15 protein-coding genes are annotated in these 18,238 nt (G+C 38.0%); 5 read left to right on the forward strand and 10 right to left on the reverse strand.

Features of this window, described 5'->3' with window-relative positions:
- Positions 1 to 203: 203 nt before the first annotated feature.
- Positions 204 to 536: a tRNA-binding protein gene (locus tag CW736_RS01310; protein WP_101012198.1), complete on the reverse strand. Its 333-nt coding sequence runs from the start codon at positions 534 to 536 to the stop codon at positions 204 to 206.
- Positions 537 to 836, reverse strand: coding sequence for a phosphoribosylpyrophosphate synthetase (locus CW736_RS01315; RefSeq protein WP_101012199.1), 300 nt, complete (start codon positions 834 to 836; stop codon positions 537 to 539).
- A gap of 181 nt (positions 837 to 1,017) precedes the next feature.
- On the opposite strand from CW736_RS01315, the gene CW736_RS01320 reads away from it, so the two are divergent.
- From CW736_RS01320 to CW736_RS01330, 3 genes are all read left to right on the forward strand, one after another.
- Positions 1,018 to 1,572: a thioredoxin family protein gene (locus CW736_RS01320; RefSeq protein WP_101014982.1), complete on the forward strand. Its 555-nt coding sequence runs from the start codon at positions 1,018 to 1,020 to the stop codon at positions 1,570 to 1,572.
- Positions 1,573 to 1,641: 69 nt separating this feature from the next.
- Positions 1,642 to 2,592: a prolipoprotein diacylglyceryl transferase gene (lgt, locus tag CW736_RS01325; protein ID WP_101012200.1), complete on the forward strand. Its 951-nt coding sequence runs from the start codon at positions 1,642 to 1,644 to the stop codon at positions 2,590 to 2,592.
- Positions 2,585 to 3,067, forward strand: a complete 483-nt coding sequence (locus CW736_RS01330; RefSeq protein ID WP_157810854.1) for a DUF192 domain-containing protein — start codon at positions 2,585 to 2,587, stop codon at positions 3,065 to 3,067. Before lgt ends, CW736_RS01330 begins: the two co-directional genes overlap by 8 nt.
- A 126-nt stretch (positions 3,068 to 3,193) precedes the next feature.
- On the opposite strand, the gene CW736_RS01335 is transcribed toward CW736_RS01330, so the two are convergent.
- The 7 genes from CW736_RS01335 to gyrB all read right to left on the reverse strand — a co-directional run bounded on the left by CW736_RS01335 (position 3,194) and on the right by gyrB (position 15,195).
- On the reverse strand, positions 3,194 to 3,643 hold the full coding sequence (locus tag CW736_RS01335; protein ID WP_101012202.1) for a hypothetical protein: 450 nt from the start codon (positions 3,641 to 3,643) through the stop codon (positions 3,194 to 3,196).
- A gap of 622 nt (positions 3,644 to 4,265) precedes the next feature.
- On the reverse strand, positions 4,266 to 6,659 hold the full coding sequence (locus CW736_RS01340; protein ID WP_101012203.1) for a gliding motility-associated C-terminal domain-containing protein: 2,394 nt from the start codon (positions 6,657 to 6,659) through the stop codon (positions 4,266 to 4,268).
- A 210-nt stretch (positions 6,660 to 6,869) separates the two neighbouring features.
- A complete protein-coding gene (gene secDF, locus CW736_RS01345) occupies positions 6,870 to 9,935 on the reverse strand; it encodes a protein translocase subunit SecDF (RefSeq protein ID WP_101012204.1) in 3,066 nt (1,021 codons plus the stop codon).
- Between the two features lie 159 nt (positions 9,936 to 10,094).
- Positions 10,095 to 10,706 (reverse strand): hypothetical protein, encoded by a 612-nt coding sequence (locus CW736_RS01350; protein ID WP_101012205.1) that lies wholly within the window; start codon positions 10,704 to 10,706, stop codon positions 10,095 to 10,097.
- 246 nt (positions 10,707 to 10,952) lie between these two features.
- Positions 10,953 to 11,873, reverse strand: coding sequence for a malate dehydrogenase (gene mdh / locus CW736_RS01355; RefSeq protein WP_101012206.1), 921 nt, complete (start codon positions 11,871 to 11,873; stop codon positions 10,953 to 10,955).
- A gap of 142 nt (positions 11,874 to 12,015) precedes the next feature.
- On the reverse strand, positions 12,016 to 13,107 hold the full coding sequence (locus CW736_RS01360) for a DUF6588 family protein (RefSeq protein ID WP_157810855.1): 1,092 nt from the start codon (positions 13,105 to 13,107) through the stop codon (positions 12,016 to 12,018).
- Positions 13,108 to 13,257: 150 nt separating this feature from the next.
- The gene (gene gyrB, locus CW736_RS01365; protein WP_101012208.1) at positions 13,258 to 15,195 is read right to left on the reverse strand and encodes a DNA topoisomerase (ATP-hydrolyzing) subunit B; all 1,938 of its coding nucleotides are present in this window, start codon (positions 15,193 to 15,195) and stop codon (positions 13,258 to 13,260) included.
- Positions 15,196 to 15,365: 170 nt separating this feature from the next.
- On the opposite strand from gyrB, the gene CW736_RS01370 reads away from it, so the two are divergent.
- On the forward strand, positions 15,366 to 15,914 hold the full coding sequence (locus CW736_RS01370) for a DUF2911 domain-containing protein (RefSeq protein WP_101012209.1): 549 nt from the start codon (positions 15,366 to 15,368) through the stop codon (positions 15,912 to 15,914).
- On the opposite strand, the gene CW736_RS01375 is transcribed toward CW736_RS01370, so the two are convergent.
- Complete coding sequence (locus tag CW736_RS01375; protein ID WP_232735383.1) at positions 15,911 to 16,576, reverse strand: 7-carboxy-7-deazaguanine synthase QueE; 666 nt, start codon at positions 16,574 to 16,576, stop codon at positions 15,911 to 15,913. The genes CW736_RS01370 and CW736_RS01375 overlap by 4 nt on opposite strands.
- 101 nt (positions 16,577 to 16,677) lie before the next feature.
- On the opposite strand from CW736_RS01375, the gene CW736_RS01380 reads away from it, so the two are divergent.
- Positions 16,678 to 18,195, forward strand: coding sequence for a helicase HerA-like domain-containing protein (locus CW736_RS01380; RefSeq protein WP_101012211.1), 1,518 nt, complete (start codon positions 16,678 to 16,680; stop codon positions 18,193 to 18,195).
- The last annotated feature ends 43 nt before the right edge of the window (positions 18,196 to 18,238 follow it).

Here is an 18,238-nt window from a genome sequence, read left to right on the forward strand (position 1 = left end):
TTTTATTTTCCGCTTCTTTCCCCGTCCCTAAAGGGTGGAAGCTATTCTTTTATTCAATTGTCATTCCGCTGCAGAGCGGTATCGGATGTTACTATCTCTATCTCATCAACACCGCAACACCCATCCCAACCTTCCTCAAGGGAAGGAGTTTTACTCCTTTTCAAGTTCAGGTTCGAGTTCGATTTCGAGTTCAAATTCAAACTCTACCCTACTCGATCTCCATTCTTTGCATTTGCCTCAGGTTGTAAAAGAATGACATCTTTGTCCTCACCTACTATTCCCAACACCAAGCACTCGCTCATAAAGTTGGCGATCTGCTTTTTGGGAAAATTCACTACCGCGATGACTTGTTTGCCTACCAATTCTTTTTTATCGTATCGTTTAGTGATTTGAGCGCTAGTTCTTTTAATACCTAAAGGGCCGAAATCTATTTGGAGCTGGTAAGCCGGGTTTCTGGCTTCAGGAAAATTACCCACCGTTAAAACCGTACCTACTCTCATATCTATGTTCTCAAAATCATTCCAAGAGATATCCATCTATTTCATCTGGAGTTTTTGGATCATCACAGGAGAGATGTATTGGTCTGCTCCATATGCGTTTACTAGCAATCCTTTTTCTCCTGTTTTACATTCTAAAACATAAAGAATAGAGTTATCGCCAGCACTGCTCATGCCTTCAAATCGGTAAAACTTCACCACTTCAATTTCGCCAGCTTTCCATTGCATTTTCAAATCCTTAGAATGCACCCCATCTTCTACTAGGTCAAAATTGATGTTGTAACCCTCGTTTTGTAAAGCTGCTATTGCTGTTGAAAGCGTATCGTATCCCTCTTTCATAATGTTTTATTTTAAAGTTAAGAAAATAATACCAATTCTCATAAGCTTTAAAAAAACATTGGCAAGCTCAGGAGCTCTTAAAAAATGTTGCTTTTCTTACTTAAAATAGAAAATGATATTGCTCTCGCTTTCGCGAAAGCGTAACAAATCTCATACCTTTACTACTTATAAAGAAAACATTATGTCCTTAACTCCTTCTACCATGCTGCCACTAGGAACGAAAGCTCCTGATTTCAATTTATTAGATACCGTAAGTAGCCAAATGCGGAATCTCAACGAGCTCAAAGGCTCTAAAGGAACTGTAGTGATGTTTATATGCAATCACTGTCCGTTTGTACTTCATATAAACGAAGAGTTGGTAAGAGTAGCTAATGATTACCGTGTGACTGGATTCCATTTCATTGCTATCTCTAGTAATGATGCCGTGAATTATCCACAAGATGGACCTGAGTTCATGAGGCAAAATGCTGATGACCATGACTATCCTTTTCCTTATTTATACGACGCCACCCAAGAAGTAGCTAAAGCTTATGACGCGGCCTGCACTCCAGATCTTTATCTGTTTGACGCAAGTTTACAATTGGTTTACAGAGGACAACTCGATGACTCTAGACCAGGTAATGGCGTACCGTTAACTGGAAGATCCTTAAGAGAGGCCATGGATGCTTTACTAGGAAATAAACAAGTACCACAACCACAAAAACCAAGTATGGGTTGCAATATCAAATGGAAATAATTGACCAGTTATCTGCTCGATATTTAAAGGGATAAGCAGTAATTTAGCAACTTATCAAAATTACCATATATGTTTTCACTTAAAGTGGTTTGGAATCCATTAGAAGGGCTTGATATAGGCTCTTTCACCTTGCATTTTTACAGCCTTTCATACGTTATTGCTTTTATCTTAGGATGGTACCTTATAAAACCCATCTTCAAAAGAGATGGTGTCAGTATGGAAAAACTGGATCCATTATTTATGTATACAGTAATAGGTATGCTCGTAGGTGCTAGACTGGGTCATTATTTATTTTATGAACCTGCTACCTTTTTTTCAAATCCATTGCGAGTTTTTCTTCCTTTTAGAACAGATCCATTTGAATGGACCGGTTTTGCTGGTATGGCCAGCCATGGTGCTGCCATAGGAGTGATCATTGCAATGTTTTTTTACAGCCGCAAACACTTAAAAAAGAACATCCTATGGATCCTAGACCGTATTGTGATACCCAGCGCTATAGGTGGGACTTTTGTGCGATTAGGAAATTTAATGAATAGTGAAATCAATGGTAAACCTAGCGGTGACTTTTTTGCCGGGTTTAAATTTGTACGAGACCTAAGCGATGACAGTGTTCGAGGGGCATTGCAACAAACAGGTATCACAGACCCAGACAAAGCTATTGATGCGTTAGTAAACGATCCTCAATATGCAGAATTGCTTGCGAGTATTCCATATAAACATCCTGCGCAATTGTATGAAGCCATTTGTTATATAGGTGTATTTATCATTCTATACTTGGTGTATTGGAAATCAGAAAAGCGCCATAAACCAGGTTACTTGGTAGGACTATTTTTTGTACTCCTTTTTATGGTCAGATTACTCATAGAAAACATCAAAGAAGCACAAACAGCAACTGATGGTTTTGAATTTATAGGGATTCACTTTAATACCGGACAATTGTTAAGTGTACCCTTTATTTTATTAGGATTGTTCTTAATGTTTCGTCCAGATGGAATGTTTGAAAAGAAGACCAATGCGTAAGTTTATTTTAGTTTGGCTGGCTTTAGGTTGTTTGTTCACTGGTTGTAAACCCAATCAAGAAGAAGATATGCGTTCCAAAGACTGGTCTTTTAAGCCTGAAGCGATGCTACAATTAATTGCTACAACTACCGACACCTTAAAAGAATTACAAGTGGAGCTTGCCGATACAGATTATTCCATACAACTAGGAATGATGTATCGAGAAGAACTTACAGAAGATCAGGGAATGCTATTTGTATTTGAAGAAGCCAGCCCTCAGTTTTTTTACATGAAGAATACAGAGGTGCCTCTAGACATTATCTATATTACAGCAAATAAGCGCGTGGATAGCTACTCCTTAAATGCACAACCCAAAGATGAAACTTTGCTAAAAAGCAAAGGTGCAGCAAAGTATGTCCTTGAAGTCAAAGCTGGAATGGTAGAGCAATGGGGTTTAAAAGAAGGTGATCTTGTAGACTGGAATAAGAACAATTAATTGAGTTGATTGTTAAATTCAAGAAAGCCGTTTCTGGCTTTCCTTTTTTCATACTTCATACTTATTATTTAGATCACGAGCGAGACGCTCGCGCCAGCTAGGGGTGATGTGGAAACTCACACTCTTCTATAATTTTTGTTGATCTCTCTCATCTATATGTTCATAAAAGATTTTATCATAGATTCTTGGCTCATAGCTTTCCAATTTATTCGTCAATTTACTAAAATAAATTATTCTCTTATTTTGCATATCCACCTCAATTGTATCACCAATTGTTAATAAAGCTGTGGGTTGATATAATTCTGCTTTTTTATTCTTAATCAATAACAAATATTCATCCAATCGATTTCTAGGATCATAAAATTCCATATTGCTTTGAACAATATTTATTCGAACAATACCATAACCGTGATATTGAGGGAATAATGGGCTATACAGATCATAAACAACTCCTTTGAGCTTCAATTCACTTATTTCAGAGTAATTTTCTCCACTCAAAGGCTGATGAGGATTGGAAGTGTGTTTACAAGAAAGTAACAGAAAAAAGGGAACTAAATAACATAATCTTAACTTCATAATTTTGATCTTAAAGTTTCAGCATATTGATAAAAGGCTTGTGTCCACCTGTATTTAAATTCATTTTGGGTATTGATCACTCGATCAACAACACTTCGTTGTTTAGTTGGCTTACTAATGTTTAATAACATGTACAAACCTTTACCAACTCTATAAGAAAGAGCTCTCACTTCACCTCCAAGCCACCTTCAAGACCAAAGTATATCGCCGGCTAAATTTAAGAAAAATTGACACCTATTACCATATGCATCTGTAAGAGCCTTTGTAGTTCCAAAATGATCAGGAGGGTATAAATAGATAGAAACCTCTGCCGGTACGCTTTTTTACTCGTACTCGGTGCTAGTTGCAAACTAGCACTAGCGCCTGTTTATACTAGCTGTGAAGGTCACGAGCGAGACGCTCGCGCCAGCTGGATACTGTTAGCTGTGAAACCGTATGTGAACTTTCTCAATCTTCTGACATTGAACTAAAGGTAAGTATCGATAAAAGATAAATCGAATATGGTAAAGTGTATAGTTGTAACTAGTTTTAAAACAAAAAAATGCCTCTCTATACGAGAGGCATTTTTTATGAAATGAAGTTGTTGGTATAGATCCCGCTTTTGCGAAAGCGGAACAACTACTTAATAATTGATATACACCCACCTAGCGACATCCTCTGTATCTGGATCATTGAACTTGATCACATAAAAGTAAGTCCCAGTAGGTAATAACCCGTCTCCAGAATTAAGACCTGAATTAGGAATACCAGCAAACTCTACATAATTGCTTGCCCTTGTTTCATAAACTACAGAACCTAGTCTGTTAAAAATCTTCAATTCAAAGTTTGCAAATTGGTCAATTCCAGGAATGGAGAAGGTATCGTTGATCCCGTCATTATTAGGAGAAAAGCCTTCTGGCACTAGCACCTCACAACTTTCTACTACCAGATTAAAAGTACCTGTATCATAACAATCTGCATCTTGAGTATTGGAAACTCTTACATAAATGGTTTCCCCCATAGATTCAAAAGCTTCTGGAGTGGAGATGGCGTTTGTGTTAGCATCTGCATCTGATTGATTAAGGAAATAACCTACTGTAAATTCTGTTGGATCTTGTGATCCTAATATAGCGGCTTCTTGAGAAGTCAGATCAAAATTTTCTCTTCCATCAAGGTTAGTAGGATCATCACAAGCTTCTATGTCTGCAACTGTATTGTATTGTGCCGTAGAATAAAACACATTTAATTCTACTACGATAAAACAACCTGATGCTACTTCTTCTACTCTTACAAACAGCGTTTCATCAGCGCTGACATCATAAGCAGCAGGAGTAAGGACAGGATTCAAAGCAGCGTTAGCATCTGCTGTAGAATTAAAGGTGGTTAACGTATACAAAGTATCATCTAATCCATTGAGAATTTGCGTGTCTCTTAACGTTAGATCCACCGTTACAGCACCAGTTGATTGACATACAATAATATCATTAGGTAGTGCGGCTGTAATCTCTGGAGAGACATCGATACATACGGTTTCTACATAAGTACAACCAAAGTTATCAGTAAAACTAAAGTTATAACAGTTCTGACCTGCAGTAGTAGGAGTAACCGTGATTACAGTTCCATTAGTTGCCGTAATATCTCCATTAGCTTCCCATTCTTCTATGACTTCCCCTGGCTCATAACTTCCTGCGGTAGGTATAATAGCAGGGTTAAAGTTAATTCCCCATTCAAAAATGTAACCATTATCAATGTTGAGATTATCAATAATATCTAAACACCACAGTCCATTTAGTGGCGTTCCTATAAAATTAGCAAATGGATCTTCTGGTAGGTAATCTCCAGCAGGCATAGGTGTTCCACCAGCAACACCTGCTGTACTACCATCTAGAGTTGCCGTAGCGGTTCCTCCCTCAGTGAAATTGTATAAAAATCCAACTCCTGGGGTGTTAGAACCATCATCGAGAGCTTGTCCTAAAAATCTTCCTCCACCAGAGTTAGGATAAGTTAAAAAATTGACCTCCGTTCCATCTGGAGCGGTCAGTGTAATATCAAGGTCACCCATATAAGAATGTTCCATGTTGATAAATACGCTAGCCAAATCTGAAGCACTTTGAAAAGTAGTACCTACATTAAAACCAGATACATCAATACAAGTTTGATAAGCCACTCCACTTCCATCAGGAAGAAAAGTTTGTCCAGTTATAGGAGGGGCAACATCTGCAAAGAATTCTGTTGTTTCAACCATTCCTGTGATATCTGTGGATTCTCCAAAGCAAATAGAAGTATCAGCCGCTTGTGTTCCTGTAAAATCTGGAGTAGTAGAAACCTGTATAAGCACGTCGCTAGACTCACCAATGGATCGGTCTCTACAGCCAGTAGGATCTGTAGCAACAAAGTCTACTCGATAAATCCCTGGACCAGTATAAGTTTCTGAGGCAGTAAGTCCATTTACTATTGATCCGTCCGAGAGAACAAATTGATAAGTGGCACCAGTACTGTCAGCACTAAAATTTGCACTACCAGTGAAGTTCACTGTTTCTCCTTGACATATTCTAATCACGTTATCTATATCTGGAGCGGGAACAGAGACTACAGAAGATGTGATGGTCTGACAGTTATCGATACAAGCAACCGTCGCTTCCCATCCAGCACCTACATTAGTAGAATCTGATCTAAATCTAAAAGTGATACACCCAGAAGTATTTGCAGCACTTGCTAAAACGATTCCAGGAGAGTTAGCTCCTAAATAAACTCCAACTAATGGTGCCGTGGTATCGTCACCATCGTAAACGAATAATATATCTCCTGATGCTAAAGCAAAGGAATTAAAGCTAACCTGCATGTCATCTGTAGCAAATGGGGAACAAAAGGTTATAATAGCATCTTCACTGTTCGTGTAATCGCCTGTAAGACCGCCAGAATCAGTAAAACTACCACTACAGGTAGTGAAGTTACCATCTGTCATGGCAAATTCTTGGGCCGTAACTACTACTGTAAAGAAGAGTATACTTATACAGCTAAGGATAAAATTTTTCATAAGTAAATTGTTTGCATTTTTGGATATCGTTAGAACTACCTGCAAAATAATCAAATTCATTAACTCCTTATTAAGATTTTAAACTTTCTATGAACCGATTGTTCAACAAAAAGCTTTTTTTAGTTAAACTGTGTGCTTTATTCGTTTTACGGCATAAAAAAACCGCTTGACATGTCAAGCGGTTTTATAATTAGCATGAAAATTAAGCTATTAAGCTTCTTCTTCTTCTTTAAGCTCCTTAGGAGTTAGTTTTCCTTTTGATTTTTTCATCGTATCATACATTACTGGAGTTGCAATAAATACAGAAGAATAAGTACCTACAACAACACCGATGATCAATGCTAGCATAAATCCTTTTATAGACTCTCCACCAAACAAGAATATGGCAAAAAGTACAATTAAGGTCGTCAAAGAAGTGTTTAACGTACGAGAGATCGTACTGCTTATTGCTGCATTAACTGTTCTTGGAAAATCCCAATTGGTGCGCTCGTTAATGAATTCGCGAATTCTATCAAACACAACTACCGTATCGTTTAATGAATACCCAATAACTGTTAAGATGGCAGCAATAAATGCTTGATCTATCTCCATGTTAAAAGGTAAGATCTTATATAATAAAGAAAAAGCTCCTAACACAATAATCACGTCATGAAAAACAGCAGCTACCGCTCCTAAAGAGAATTGCCACTTACGGAAACGAATTAAGATATAAAGGAATACCACTATCAGTGATCCTAAAATCGCATATAGTGACCCTGTAAGAATATCATCTGCAATCGTAGCTCCTACTTGGAAAGAAGATCTTAAACCGTATTGTTTATTTTCATCACTTACATCTACAAACTGAGCCTGTGTCATGTCTGCTGGTAAATAAGGCTTCAATACTTGATATAATTTATCTTCAATTTCCTGACTTACTTCACTATCATCTCGCTCAATACCGTATTTAGTACTAATTTTCAATTGATTATCAGATCCATAAGTTTTTGCTTCTGCACTACCGAAGATATCATCAGCACTTAATTGCTTGGTGATCTCTGTAGCACTAACATCTTGAGCAAAGCCTACAATAGCGGTACGACCACCTGTAAAGTCAATACCTAGATTGAGCCTATTAATAGCAAGGGAAGCCAAACTACCTGAAATTAAAATAGCAGAAAGGATGTAAGCCATTTTTCTCCTCTTCAAGAAATCAATATTGACATTCCTAAACCACTTTTTGGTCATCGCAGTTGAAAAACCTATCACTTTACCATTGCTCACATAACCATCTACAAATAATCTAGTAATAAAAATGGCTGTAAATAGTGACGTAAGTATACCTATCATTAAGGTAGTAGCAAAACCTTGAATAGGTCCTGTTCCAAAAATGTAAAGAATAACTGCTGTTAAAAATGTAGTCACGTTTGCGTCAAGAATAGAGCTCAGCGCATTATTAAATCCATCCCTGATGCTGTCTGCTTGTGACTTGCCTTTTGCCAGCTCTTCTCGTATCCTTTCAAAAATAAGAACGTTAGCATCTACCGATATACCTATTGTTAATACAATACCCGCAATACCAGGTAAGGTAAGAACTGCTTTTAAAGATGCCAATGCACCAAATATGAATAGAAGGTTGACAAGAAGTGCAATATCTGCATAAACTCCAGCACGACCATAATAGAAAATCATCCATACCAATACTAAAAGAAGCGCGATAGCAAATGACCATAAACCGCTGTCAATAGCTTCTTGACCTAAGGATGGTCCGATCACGTCACTCTGAATAATCTCTGCCTTTGCAGGTAATTTACCAGCTCTAAGAACCGTAGCAAGATCTTTTGCTTCATCAATAGAGAAGTTTCCAGAAATCTGTGTTTGCCCACCAGAAATTGGTCCGTTAGTAACCGAAGGTGCACTGTAAACCGTATTGTCAAGAACTACAGAAACTTGAGATTGATTCTGATATGCTTCAGCAGTCATATCTTCCCAAATTTTAGCTCCTTCACCGTTCATAGACATACTTACTACAGGAAGTCCAGAGTTACCGTATTGCTGACTTGCATCAGTAATTACTCCTCCAGAAAGAGGCGCCTCATTTTGAGCATTTCCTTTTAACGCATAAAGCTCTACAACCTCATATCCTAATGCAGGTTCAAGAAAGGGTAAGCTCCATGCAAATTTTACATTGCGTTGTTCGGTACTTAATTTACCTCTAGTTTGAGGATCGTTTAAATATGAGTCTATTAAGTCTTTATCGCTTTCTTTAAAAGACATTAAACCACCTTGACCTTGAGCAGGTTGAATTCTACCAAAGATAGGGTTGCTATCAAAGTTGGCAGTTTCCGTAAGATCTCCAGAAGCATCAGTAACATCATCTTGGTTTAATAAATCTCCAAGACCAGATGCTGCAGTATCATTGGCAACTTCAGTTTGTGTAGCAACATCGTCTGTTACTTCTTCTTCAGTAGCAGCTTCATTCTCAGCAACTAATTTTGTTGCCCAATACGTATTTGCAGCTGTCAAGTAAGAAGCAATGTCTTGAGACTTGAACACATGCCAAAATTCTAATTGTGCCGCTTTAGTAAGAATGTCCTTAATACGCTTTACATCTGTTTCTCCTGGCAATTCAATAAGAATACGACCTGACTGACCTAGTTGTTGTAGGTTAGGTTGTGTCGTACCAAATTTATCAATACGCTTTCTCAATACATCAAAAGCACTAGTCATGTAATCTTTAAGCTCTTCTCTTAAGATAGGCTCCACTTGATCATTTGCCATGTCAAACTCAATACCACGAGTTTGCATTTCTTGATTGGCAAAAATATCTGGAGAAGCTAGTTGTGCTCCTTCGATGCTATTAAATTCTTCAATGAAATAATTGAAATAGTCATCCTGACCATCTTTCATTCTTTCATCAGCTGCATCTAAAGCTCTATTAAAAGCTGGATCTGTAGAGTCATCTGCCATTCCCGTTAATAGGTCACGTACAGAAACTTGAAGAATAACATTGATACCCCCTTTAAGGTCAAGACCTTTTTTAAGCTCCTGACCTTTAGCATCAGAATAGTTGGTAAAACCGCCCCATACCTCTTTAGAGGCTACAGAGTCTAAATATTGTTTTTGAGCAGCGCTCCTTAATGAAGCTGCATTTTCTGCATCTTCACTTACCATCGAACTTGCATAAGTATCTGCATCACTTTCTACTTTATTAGTGATGAAGGTGTAAGTAAGCTGGTAAATACTAGCTATTGCAAAAATGATCGCGAAAAAACGGATCAGTCCTTTATTTTGCATGATTTTGTTGTTTTTAAGTTAAAATTAAAAGTTGGCAAATATGAGATTTACCTTTTATATGGACAATGCATTTGTCCATAAATAATTAAAATAGATGTCTTGTTATAATGACATCCTTGTAGACCTACACATTTTGATAAGAAAATGCTTATGCGAGAATTAAGAAAGTGGCCCAGCGCGCACTTCAGGAATATTAAAAGAAGAATTATTAAAAGCAAGCAACACTTGATCACTTACTTTTTGTGCCACTGTTACTATGTGGTTATGACGGCAAGTGGAAACCGTTTGTAAGGTATAAAAATGTACTTGTGAACCTCGGTTGTAATCTTGCTTGAGTTCAAAGTATGATTTCCCATCGGGATGCATTCCAGAAACCAGATCATCACTAATTACATAAATGTCAATTTGATAATCTAATAAGCTTTTCTCTAGAGGAGTATCGCTACTGCTCTCTTTAAGTCGTAAGGAGGTGGTAAGATCGTTGGTACGGCTTAAAATAAACAAATGATCGGTAACGCTTTGTAAAGCGAGGTCACTGTAATAGGTTACTTTTAAGGAGCCTGGCACAGCTTCTGTAACGATCACATTTTGTGCCCCTATACCTAACAACTGGGTTTTAATGGAAGCAACTGCTTTCTCCAACTGTACAGCGCTATTGGTATGTGAAAAAGTAACTACAATTTCTTGATTAGGCAGGTCATTACTTTGTTGTTCTACAACAAAATAAGAAGCTATAGCGATTAAAGCGCCTATGTACCATTTAAATTTCACCAGACAAATATAAAGAATAAACGCAGTATATCCTTAAGAGCTTTTGATTAAAAAGAAAGAAGTTTACATAGGTTTATTGCACATCAAAGGAATCTTTAGTGATAAGTTTTATTTGTAAGTGTTCCGCTTTCGCGAAAGCGGAATAACAACCACACCTCAACACAGCTGAAATACCTCTATAAAAAAGGACATAAAAAAACCGTCAGGACGAAGTCGCGACGGTTCTTAATGTTTATGATATCATCTCTAGATCAAAGCGTTAGTTGCTTTTACACCTATAGCACTATCTTGCATAGCAGCGTTTTCTGCATCAGTTAATTTGATTTCAACGATTTTTTCAATACCGTTTCTACCTAAAACTACAGGCACCCCTATACAAAGGTCTGAAAGGCCGTATTCGCCGTCTAGCAATGTACTACATGGAAAAATCTTTTTCTGGTCACAAGCAATTGCTTGTACTATTCCAGAGACAGCAGCTCCAGGAGCATACCAAGCACTAGTCCCTAATAATCCCGTAAGAGTTGCTCCACCTACTTTAGTATCTTGAAGTACTTGATCTAGTCTTTCTTCAGATAAAAATTCACTTGCTGGAACTGAGTTGCGAGTCGCGAGTCGAGTTAAAGGAACCATTCCTTTATCAGAGTGACCACCTATTACCATTCCATCTACGTCAGAAATGGGTGCTTCAAGAGCTTCAGCAAGACGGTATTTAAAACGAGCACTATCTAAGGCTCCACCCATACCTATGATACGGCTCTTAGGAAGACCTGTTACTTTATGTACTAGATAAGTCATCGTATCCATTGGGTTAGAAACCACAATGAGAATTACGTTAGGAGAATGCTCCACTAGACTAGTTGATACCGATTTTACAATACCTGCGTTGATACCTATCAATTCTTCACGAGTCATACCTGGTTTACGAGGAATCCCTGATGTGATCACGGCGATATCGCTACCAGCAGTTTTTGAGTAATCATTTGTCGCTCCAGTAATTTTAGTGTCAAAGCCGTTTAATGATGCAGTTTGCATCAAGTCCATCGCTTTCCCTTCGGCAAAACCTTCTTTGATATCAACTAATACTACTTCACTTGCAAAATTTTTGATTGCAATATACTCTGCACAACTAGCGCCTACTGCGCCTGCTCCTACTACGGTAACTTTCATGTTATTTAGATTTTATTTTTAGTATGGTTTTAAGCCCTTAAGGCTATAGCAAAAATAAACAAAACGTCCATGATTTAAGGTAAAGTAACCTTAAAACTATAGACGTTGAGATTTCAAAGATGAGAAAACAAGTTATCTGCTATTAAATTCTAAAAAATATAGAGGCACTTGCCGTATTGTACTCCCCAAAGGTATAATCGGCAGTGAGATTGAAGGCCCCCAAAGTAAGTTTTGCTCCTATAGTTCCCAGCACACCGCTTACATCTGTTTGCAAGGACAAAGGATCTTCAACAGTTGACGCGATGGGAAATATGACCGTATTGGATCTAAAGGTATAGGTCCCCTTTAAATCTGTTGTAGAATTTCCTGCTACATAATTTAATCCTCCGTAGAAGTTGATCACTTTAAAATTAGTACTTGCTATAACCGCTACATTATACGCATTTGTCTTCGTTTCTATCAATTGATCTCTTCCTTCTACTACGGCGCCATCTTCAAAGTCATAACTAGCATCAAGTCTGGTAAAAGCCCCTAAAATTGAAACAGAAACAGGCAAGTTATTCGTACCGTTTTCATCATCAAAAAGTTTTGTAAATTCCCATTGTAATCCAGCGCCATAAAGGCCTGTCTTCACCTCATCGGTCTCTATCTTTGGAATAAACCTAGCTTTTACTTCTAGTCCAGCTCCTAAGCCTACGCCAACTTGAAAAAATGCTGAAGGAACTACATCCAGTCCCGTGCTTCCAATTCCTTGAGCCAGTGTAATGATATCTTCTTGCAGCAATAGGTTGGTATTTGATTCGGTACTTCTTATTATCAAGCTTTGTTCAGGATTATTTTCTCCTAATACGGTTGCAATTAATCGCGGCGTAGTACTTCCATCTCCAAAAGTCACCGATATATTTGCTGGCGGATTATTCGTATTATCATAGCTGGTTTGAATAATACGCTCGTATTCTAATGGATCCAGAACAAAAGATTTCTTTTCATCTGGAGCAAAGGTCCCTTGTACTTTAATTTGCAGCTTTAACTTACCTGCCTTTAAAACCTTTCCACTTTCATACCATCCAGAAGCTAGATTGTAGGTAAATGCTTCAGAAGCTGGTGCAGTATAGGAATTTGCATATTTATCTGCAGCTTCCAATCCAGCTGCCAGAATATCTGAAAAACCATTTTGTGCGTTAGTTAGATAACTGCCAAAAATCATTAGGAATAAGAGAATTATTCTTTTCATGTGTATGGGTTTATATGACACCTACGTATAATATTAAGGCTTGGATTTTTAAAGTTATATTAAAAATTCCTAATACAACCACCATCTTAAATTTAAAGCATAAAAAAGTCCTTGATAAACAAGGACATTTTTAATACTCAGAAGCAATATTTATGCATCAATGTTTGCGTAAATCGCATTCTTTTCAATAAACTCTCTACGAGGCGGCACTTCATCACCCATTAACATGGAGAACACACGATCAGCCTCTGCTGGACTATCGATTGTAATTTGACGTAGCGTTCTAAATTCAGGATTCATAGTAGTATCCCAAAGTTGATCTGCATTCATCTCCCCAAGACCTTTATAACGCTGTATAGATGCTGCACCACCGAAACTTTCTGCTATTTCGTCACGATCTTTATCTGACCATGCATAACGTTTTTTAGCACCTTTTTTAACTAGGTATAAAGGCGGCGTTGCGATATAGATGTAACCAAGCTCTACTAATTCCTTCATATAACGGAAGAAAAACGTCAGAATCAAGGTTGCAATGTGTGAACCATCAATATCGGCATCACACATAATTACTATTTTATGGTAACGCAGCTTATTTAGATTCAATGCTTTAGAATCTTCTTCAGTTCCTATAGTTACTCCTAAAGCCGTATAAATATTACGAATCTCTTCATTTTCAAAAACCTTGTGTTGCATGGCTTTTTCCACATTAAGAATTTTACCTCTTAAAGGAAGAATAGCTTGAAACTCCCTGTCACGACCTTGCTTAGCTGTTCCACCGGCAGAATCTCCCTCGACAAGAAACACTTCACAAAGTGTAGGATCTGTTTCAGAACAGTCAGAAAGTTTTCCTGGCAACCCACCACCGCTCATCACGGTTTTACGTTGCACCATTTCACGAGCTTTACGAGCTGCGTGGCGCGCTGTAGCGGCAAGAATTACTTTTTGAACGATGGTCTTAGCATCATTAGGATGCTCTTCTAGGTAATCTTCCAACATTTGAGAAACCGCTTGAGAAACCGCACTAGTCACCTCACGGTTTCCTAATTTAGTCTTCGTCTGTCCTTCAAATTGAGGCTCTTGTACTTTTACAGAAATAATTGCTGTAAGACCTTCACGGAAATCATCTCCAGAAATATCAAATTTCAATTTGTCCAACAGTCCTGAACCATCTGCATATTTCTTTAGTGTAGATGTAAGTCCACGACGGAAACCAGCTAAATGTGTTCCCCCTTCGTGGGTATTGATATTGTTGACATAAGAATGTAAGTTCTCAGAGTAGCTGTCGTTATAAATCATCGCTACTTCTACAGGAATACCATTCTTTTCTCCTTCCATAGAGATAACATCCTCAATAATAGGACTACGCGTATCATCTAGGAAACGTATAAACTCTTTAAGACCTTCTTCAGACTGAAAAAGCTCTGTGATGTTGTTTCCTTCTTCGTCTTGTCTTCTAGCGTCCGTTAGAACAATCTTGATTCCTTTATTCAAGAAAGAAAGCTCACGTAATCTATTAGCTAGTGTATCGTAATTAAATTCTATGGTTTGCTGAAATATAGAAGTATCAGGAATAAAAGTGATATCAGTTCCTCTTTTATCAGTAGTTCCTACAGCTCTTACAGGATACATGGCTTTACCGCGCTCGTATTCCTGTTCCCAAATTTGACCATCTCGGTAAACAGTTGCTTTTAAGTGATCAGAAAGCGCATTTACACAACTCACACCTACACCGTGAAGTCCACCAGAAACTTTATAAGAATCTTTATCAAACTTCCCTCCTGCACCGATTTTTGTCATCACTACTTGCAACGCAGACACACCTTCTTTCTTGTGCATGTCAACAGGTATTCCACGACCATCATCAGTTACGGTAACACTGTTGTTTTCATTAATTTGAACAGTGATATTATCACAATGTCCAGCAAGGGCTTCATCTATAGAGTTGTCTACTACCTCGTAAACTAAATGATGTAAACCTCTTATTCCTACATCTCCGATATACATCGATGGACGCATGCGCACATGCTCCATTCCTTCTAGTGCTTGAATCTGGTCAGCACCATAACTTTTCTTATTGTCTTCGCTCATAAATATGTATGATTTTCACTCTGATATGGGTATTACACAAATATAAGAAACCCCTAATGTTTATAGGGCTTTACCTCAAAAATACACTCTTAAGTTATTAACAAATTATTAATAGGCTTGTGGTGTGAATAGTACTTATTTTATATCTTTAACACTCCAATGACTCCCACATGAAAAAGCAACTTCTTTTTTTATTCTTTCTATGCTCTTCATTCCTCCTGTTTTCACAGAATGACGACTCCCTCACTTTCTCAAAATTAGACAAAAGCCCACTGGATGTTGTGATGTATCGAGATACAAATAAAGCAGCTGTTGCTAGAGTTATTTATAGCCGTCCTTCAAAACAAGATCGAGAAATCTTTGGAAAACTAGTGCCGTTTAACGCAGTTTGGAGAACTGGAGCAAATGAAGCAACAGAAATTGCTTTTTACCAAGATGTGAAAATCAACAATAAGTTAGTAAAAGCCGGTAGTTATTCTCTTTATACGATTCCTGGTGAGGAAGAATGGAAGTTCATACTCAACACGGCTACTACACAATCAGGATTAGAATACGACCCCTCTAAAAACTTACTAACGGCAACAATGGACCTGCTTCCATCTCCACAAAAAATAGAATCTTTTTCTATCAGTTTTGTGGAGCAACAAAATGGAGGGTTACTTTTTTTAGGATGGGATGATACTATAGCAAGCATTGCATTTACAATGGTCACTCCCTAAGGAATGTTCAAATATTTATGGGTCTGTAAAGAAACTTGCCATTCTGGATTTTCCATTACAAATTCTGTAATTAACGGAATCATCTTTTCACGCACCGACCACTCTGGCTGTAAAAAAAGCTTGCATTGAGAAGATACTTTTTCAGATTCCGCTTTCGCGAAAGCGAGATCATGACGATTAAAAACGATTACTTTAAGCTCGTGTGCTGATAGATAGACTTCTTGCAACGGCATTTTTGCTTTCTTAGGAGATAAACAAATCCAGTCCCACTGACCAGTAAGCGGATATGCGCCACTGGTTTCTATATGAATATCAAGACCCGCATTTTTCAAACCTGTAGTAAGGGGTTCCATGTTCCAAGTAAGCGGTTCTCCACCTGTCACTACAATTGTTTTACTGTATTTAGCTGCGTTAGCAACTATGTGATCTACTCCAGTAGGCGGGTGCTTTTCTGGCGCCCAACTTTCCTTCACATCGCACCAGTGACAACCAACATCACAACCACCTACTCTAATAAAGTAAGCGGCACGACCCGTGTGATATCCTTCACCTTGAATCGTGTAAAATTCTTCCATCAATGGCAACATGGTGCCTTTTTCTACTTGTTGCTGTAGGGTTTTTTCTAGCATGCGGCAAAGATACGTTTTAGCAGTTGTTTTCATTAAACTTCAACCGGTTTAAAACTATTTTAACGGGTGGCAAACATCCTAAATTTAAAATATGTGATCAATTCTGTACTTTTACGGTATTAAAAAACAGTTGAATGTCAAAAAAAGAAGCATTTTTCAAACACATTTCAGAAGGTTATGCTCCTAAAGGAGCTGCTATTATTTTGGGAGCTGCCATGCTCGATGGTGAAACCTTGACCAACGCTCATGTCAAGATCCCTTTAAAAACTATGAACCGTCACGGCCTTATCGCTGGTGCTACTGGAACTGGAAAAACAAAAACACTTCAAATTATTGCAGAGCAACTGTCGCAACATGGAGTACCTTCTTTATTAATGGATATAAAAGGAGACCTTTCGGGTATTGCAGCTCCAAGTCCAGGGCACGCTAAAATCGATGAGCGTCATGAAAAAATAGGATTAGATTTTAAAAAACGAAAATCCCCAGTGGAAATCTTGACCATTTCTGAGCAAGATGGAATAAAAATGAGAGCTACCGTGAGCGAGTTTGGTCCGGTATTACTATCTAGAATTCTCGATGTTACAGAAACACAAGCTGGAATTATCTCTGTGGTGTTTAAATATTGTGATGATAACAAAATGCCTTTACTGGATCTAGAAGATTTAAAAAAGGTATTGCAATACGCTACAGGAGCAGGGAAAGATGAGTTTCAATCGGCTTATGGGCGTATTTCCACTTCTTCTACAGGAGCCATTCTAAGAAAACTTATTGAACTGGAACAGCAAGGTGCGCAACGATTTTTTGGTGAACGCAGTTTTGAAGTAAAAGACTTGGTCCGAAAAGATCGGGAAGGCCACGGGTATGTAAATATCATAAGGCTGACTGACATTCAAGACCGCCCTAAGCTGTTCTCTACATTTATGCTGAGTCTGCTGGCCGAAATTTATTCTACCTTTCCAGAGAAAGGAGATAGCGATAAACCAGAGTTGGTACTTTTTATTGATGAAGCACATTTGATATTTGACAACGCCAGCAAAGCTTTATTAAATCAAATAGAAAGCATCGTAAAATTGATACGCTCTAAAGGAATAGGTATTTACTTCGTCACTCAAAACCCAACTGATATTCCAGAAGGTGTATTGGGTCAATTGGGTCTTAAAGTGCAACATGCCTTAAGAGCTTTTACCGCAAAAGACAGGAAAGCGATAAAACTAACGGCACAAAATTATCCTGAAACTGATTATTACGATACAGCCGAAATACTGACGTCACTAGGAATAGGAGAAGCCCTAATAAGCGCTCTAGATGAAAAAGGAAGACCAAGCCCACTTGCCGCAACCATGCTGCGTGCTCCAGAAAGCCGCATGGACATCCTTACCCATAGAGAACTAAGTGACCTTATTGCAGACTCAGAGCTTACCGATAAATACAATGAAGAAATAGACAGGGAGAGTGCTGAGGAGATTTTACAAGAAAAAATTGATAAAGCAAACGAAGAAGAAATAAGAGAAAAGGCAGCTAAAGAAAAAGCTAAAACCAACAGCTCATCTCGCTCCACTAGGAGTTCGCGTCAGCACCCTATTATCAAGGTGCTTACCAGTGCTTCTTTTATAAGAGGCGTTATGGGAATTCTAGGTAAAGCTTTGAAATAGTTGGAACAATAACAAAATAGTTAAACCAAAACTCGTGTAATTT

It is taken from the genome of Nonlabens sp. MB-3u-79, from assembly GCF_002831625.1.
Taxonomy (GTDB): Bacteria; Bacteroidota; Bacteroidia; order Flavobacteriales; family Flavobacteriaceae; genus Nonlabens.

Coding starts and splice junctions, on each gene's coding strand:
- CW736_RS01310 (WP_101012198.1), bottom strand. CDS start 536: ATGGATATCTCTTGGAATGATTTTGAGAACATAGATATGAGAGTAGGT.
- CW736_RS01315 (WP_101012199.1), bottom strand. CDS start 836: ATGAAAGAGGGATACGATACGCTTTCAACAGCAATAGCAGCTTTACAA.
- CW736_RS01320 (WP_101014982.1), top strand. CDS start 1,018: ATGTCCTTAACTCCTTCTACCATGCTGCCACTAGGAACGAAAGCTCCT.
- lgt (WP_101012200.1), top strand. CDS start 1,642: ATGTTTTCACTTAAAGTGGTTTGGAATCCATTAGAAGGGCTTGATATA.
- CW736_RS01330 (WP_157810854.1), top strand. CDS start 2,585: ATGCGTAAGTTTATTTTAGTTTGGCTGGCTTTAGGTTGTTTGTTCACT.
- CW736_RS01335 (WP_101012202.1), bottom strand. CDS start 3,643: ATGAAGTTAAGATTATGTTATTTAGTTCCCTTTTTTCTGTTACTTTCT.
- CW736_RS01340 (WP_101012203.1), bottom strand. CDS start 6,659: ATGAAAAATTTTATCCTTAGCTGTATAAGTATACTCTTCTTTACAGTA.
- secDF (WP_101012204.1), bottom strand. CDS start 9,935: ATGCAAAATAAAGGACTGATCCGTTTTTTCGCGATCATTTTTGCAATA.
- mdh (WP_101012206.1), bottom strand. CDS start 11,873: ATGAAAGTTACCGTAGTAGGAGCAGGCGCAGTAGGCGCTAGTTGTGCA.
- CW736_RS01360 (WP_157810855.1), bottom strand. CDS start 13,107: ATGAAAAGAATAATTCTCTTATTCCTAATGATTTTTGGCAGTTATCTA.
- gyrB (WP_101012208.1), bottom strand. CDS start 15,195: ATGAGCGAAGACAATAAGAAAAGTTATGGTGCTGACCAGATTCAAGCA.
- CW736_RS01370 (WP_101012209.1), top strand. CDS start 15,366: ATGAAAAAGCAACTTCTTTTTTTATTCTTTCTATGCTCTTCATTCCTC.
- CW736_RS01375 (WP_232735383.1), bottom strand. CDS start 16,576: ATGAAAACAACTGCTAAAACGTATCTTTGCCGCATGCTAGAAAAAACC.
- CW736_RS01380 (WP_101012211.1), top strand. CDS start 16,678: ATGTCAAAAAAAGAAGCATTTTTCAAACACATTTCAGAAGGTTATGCT.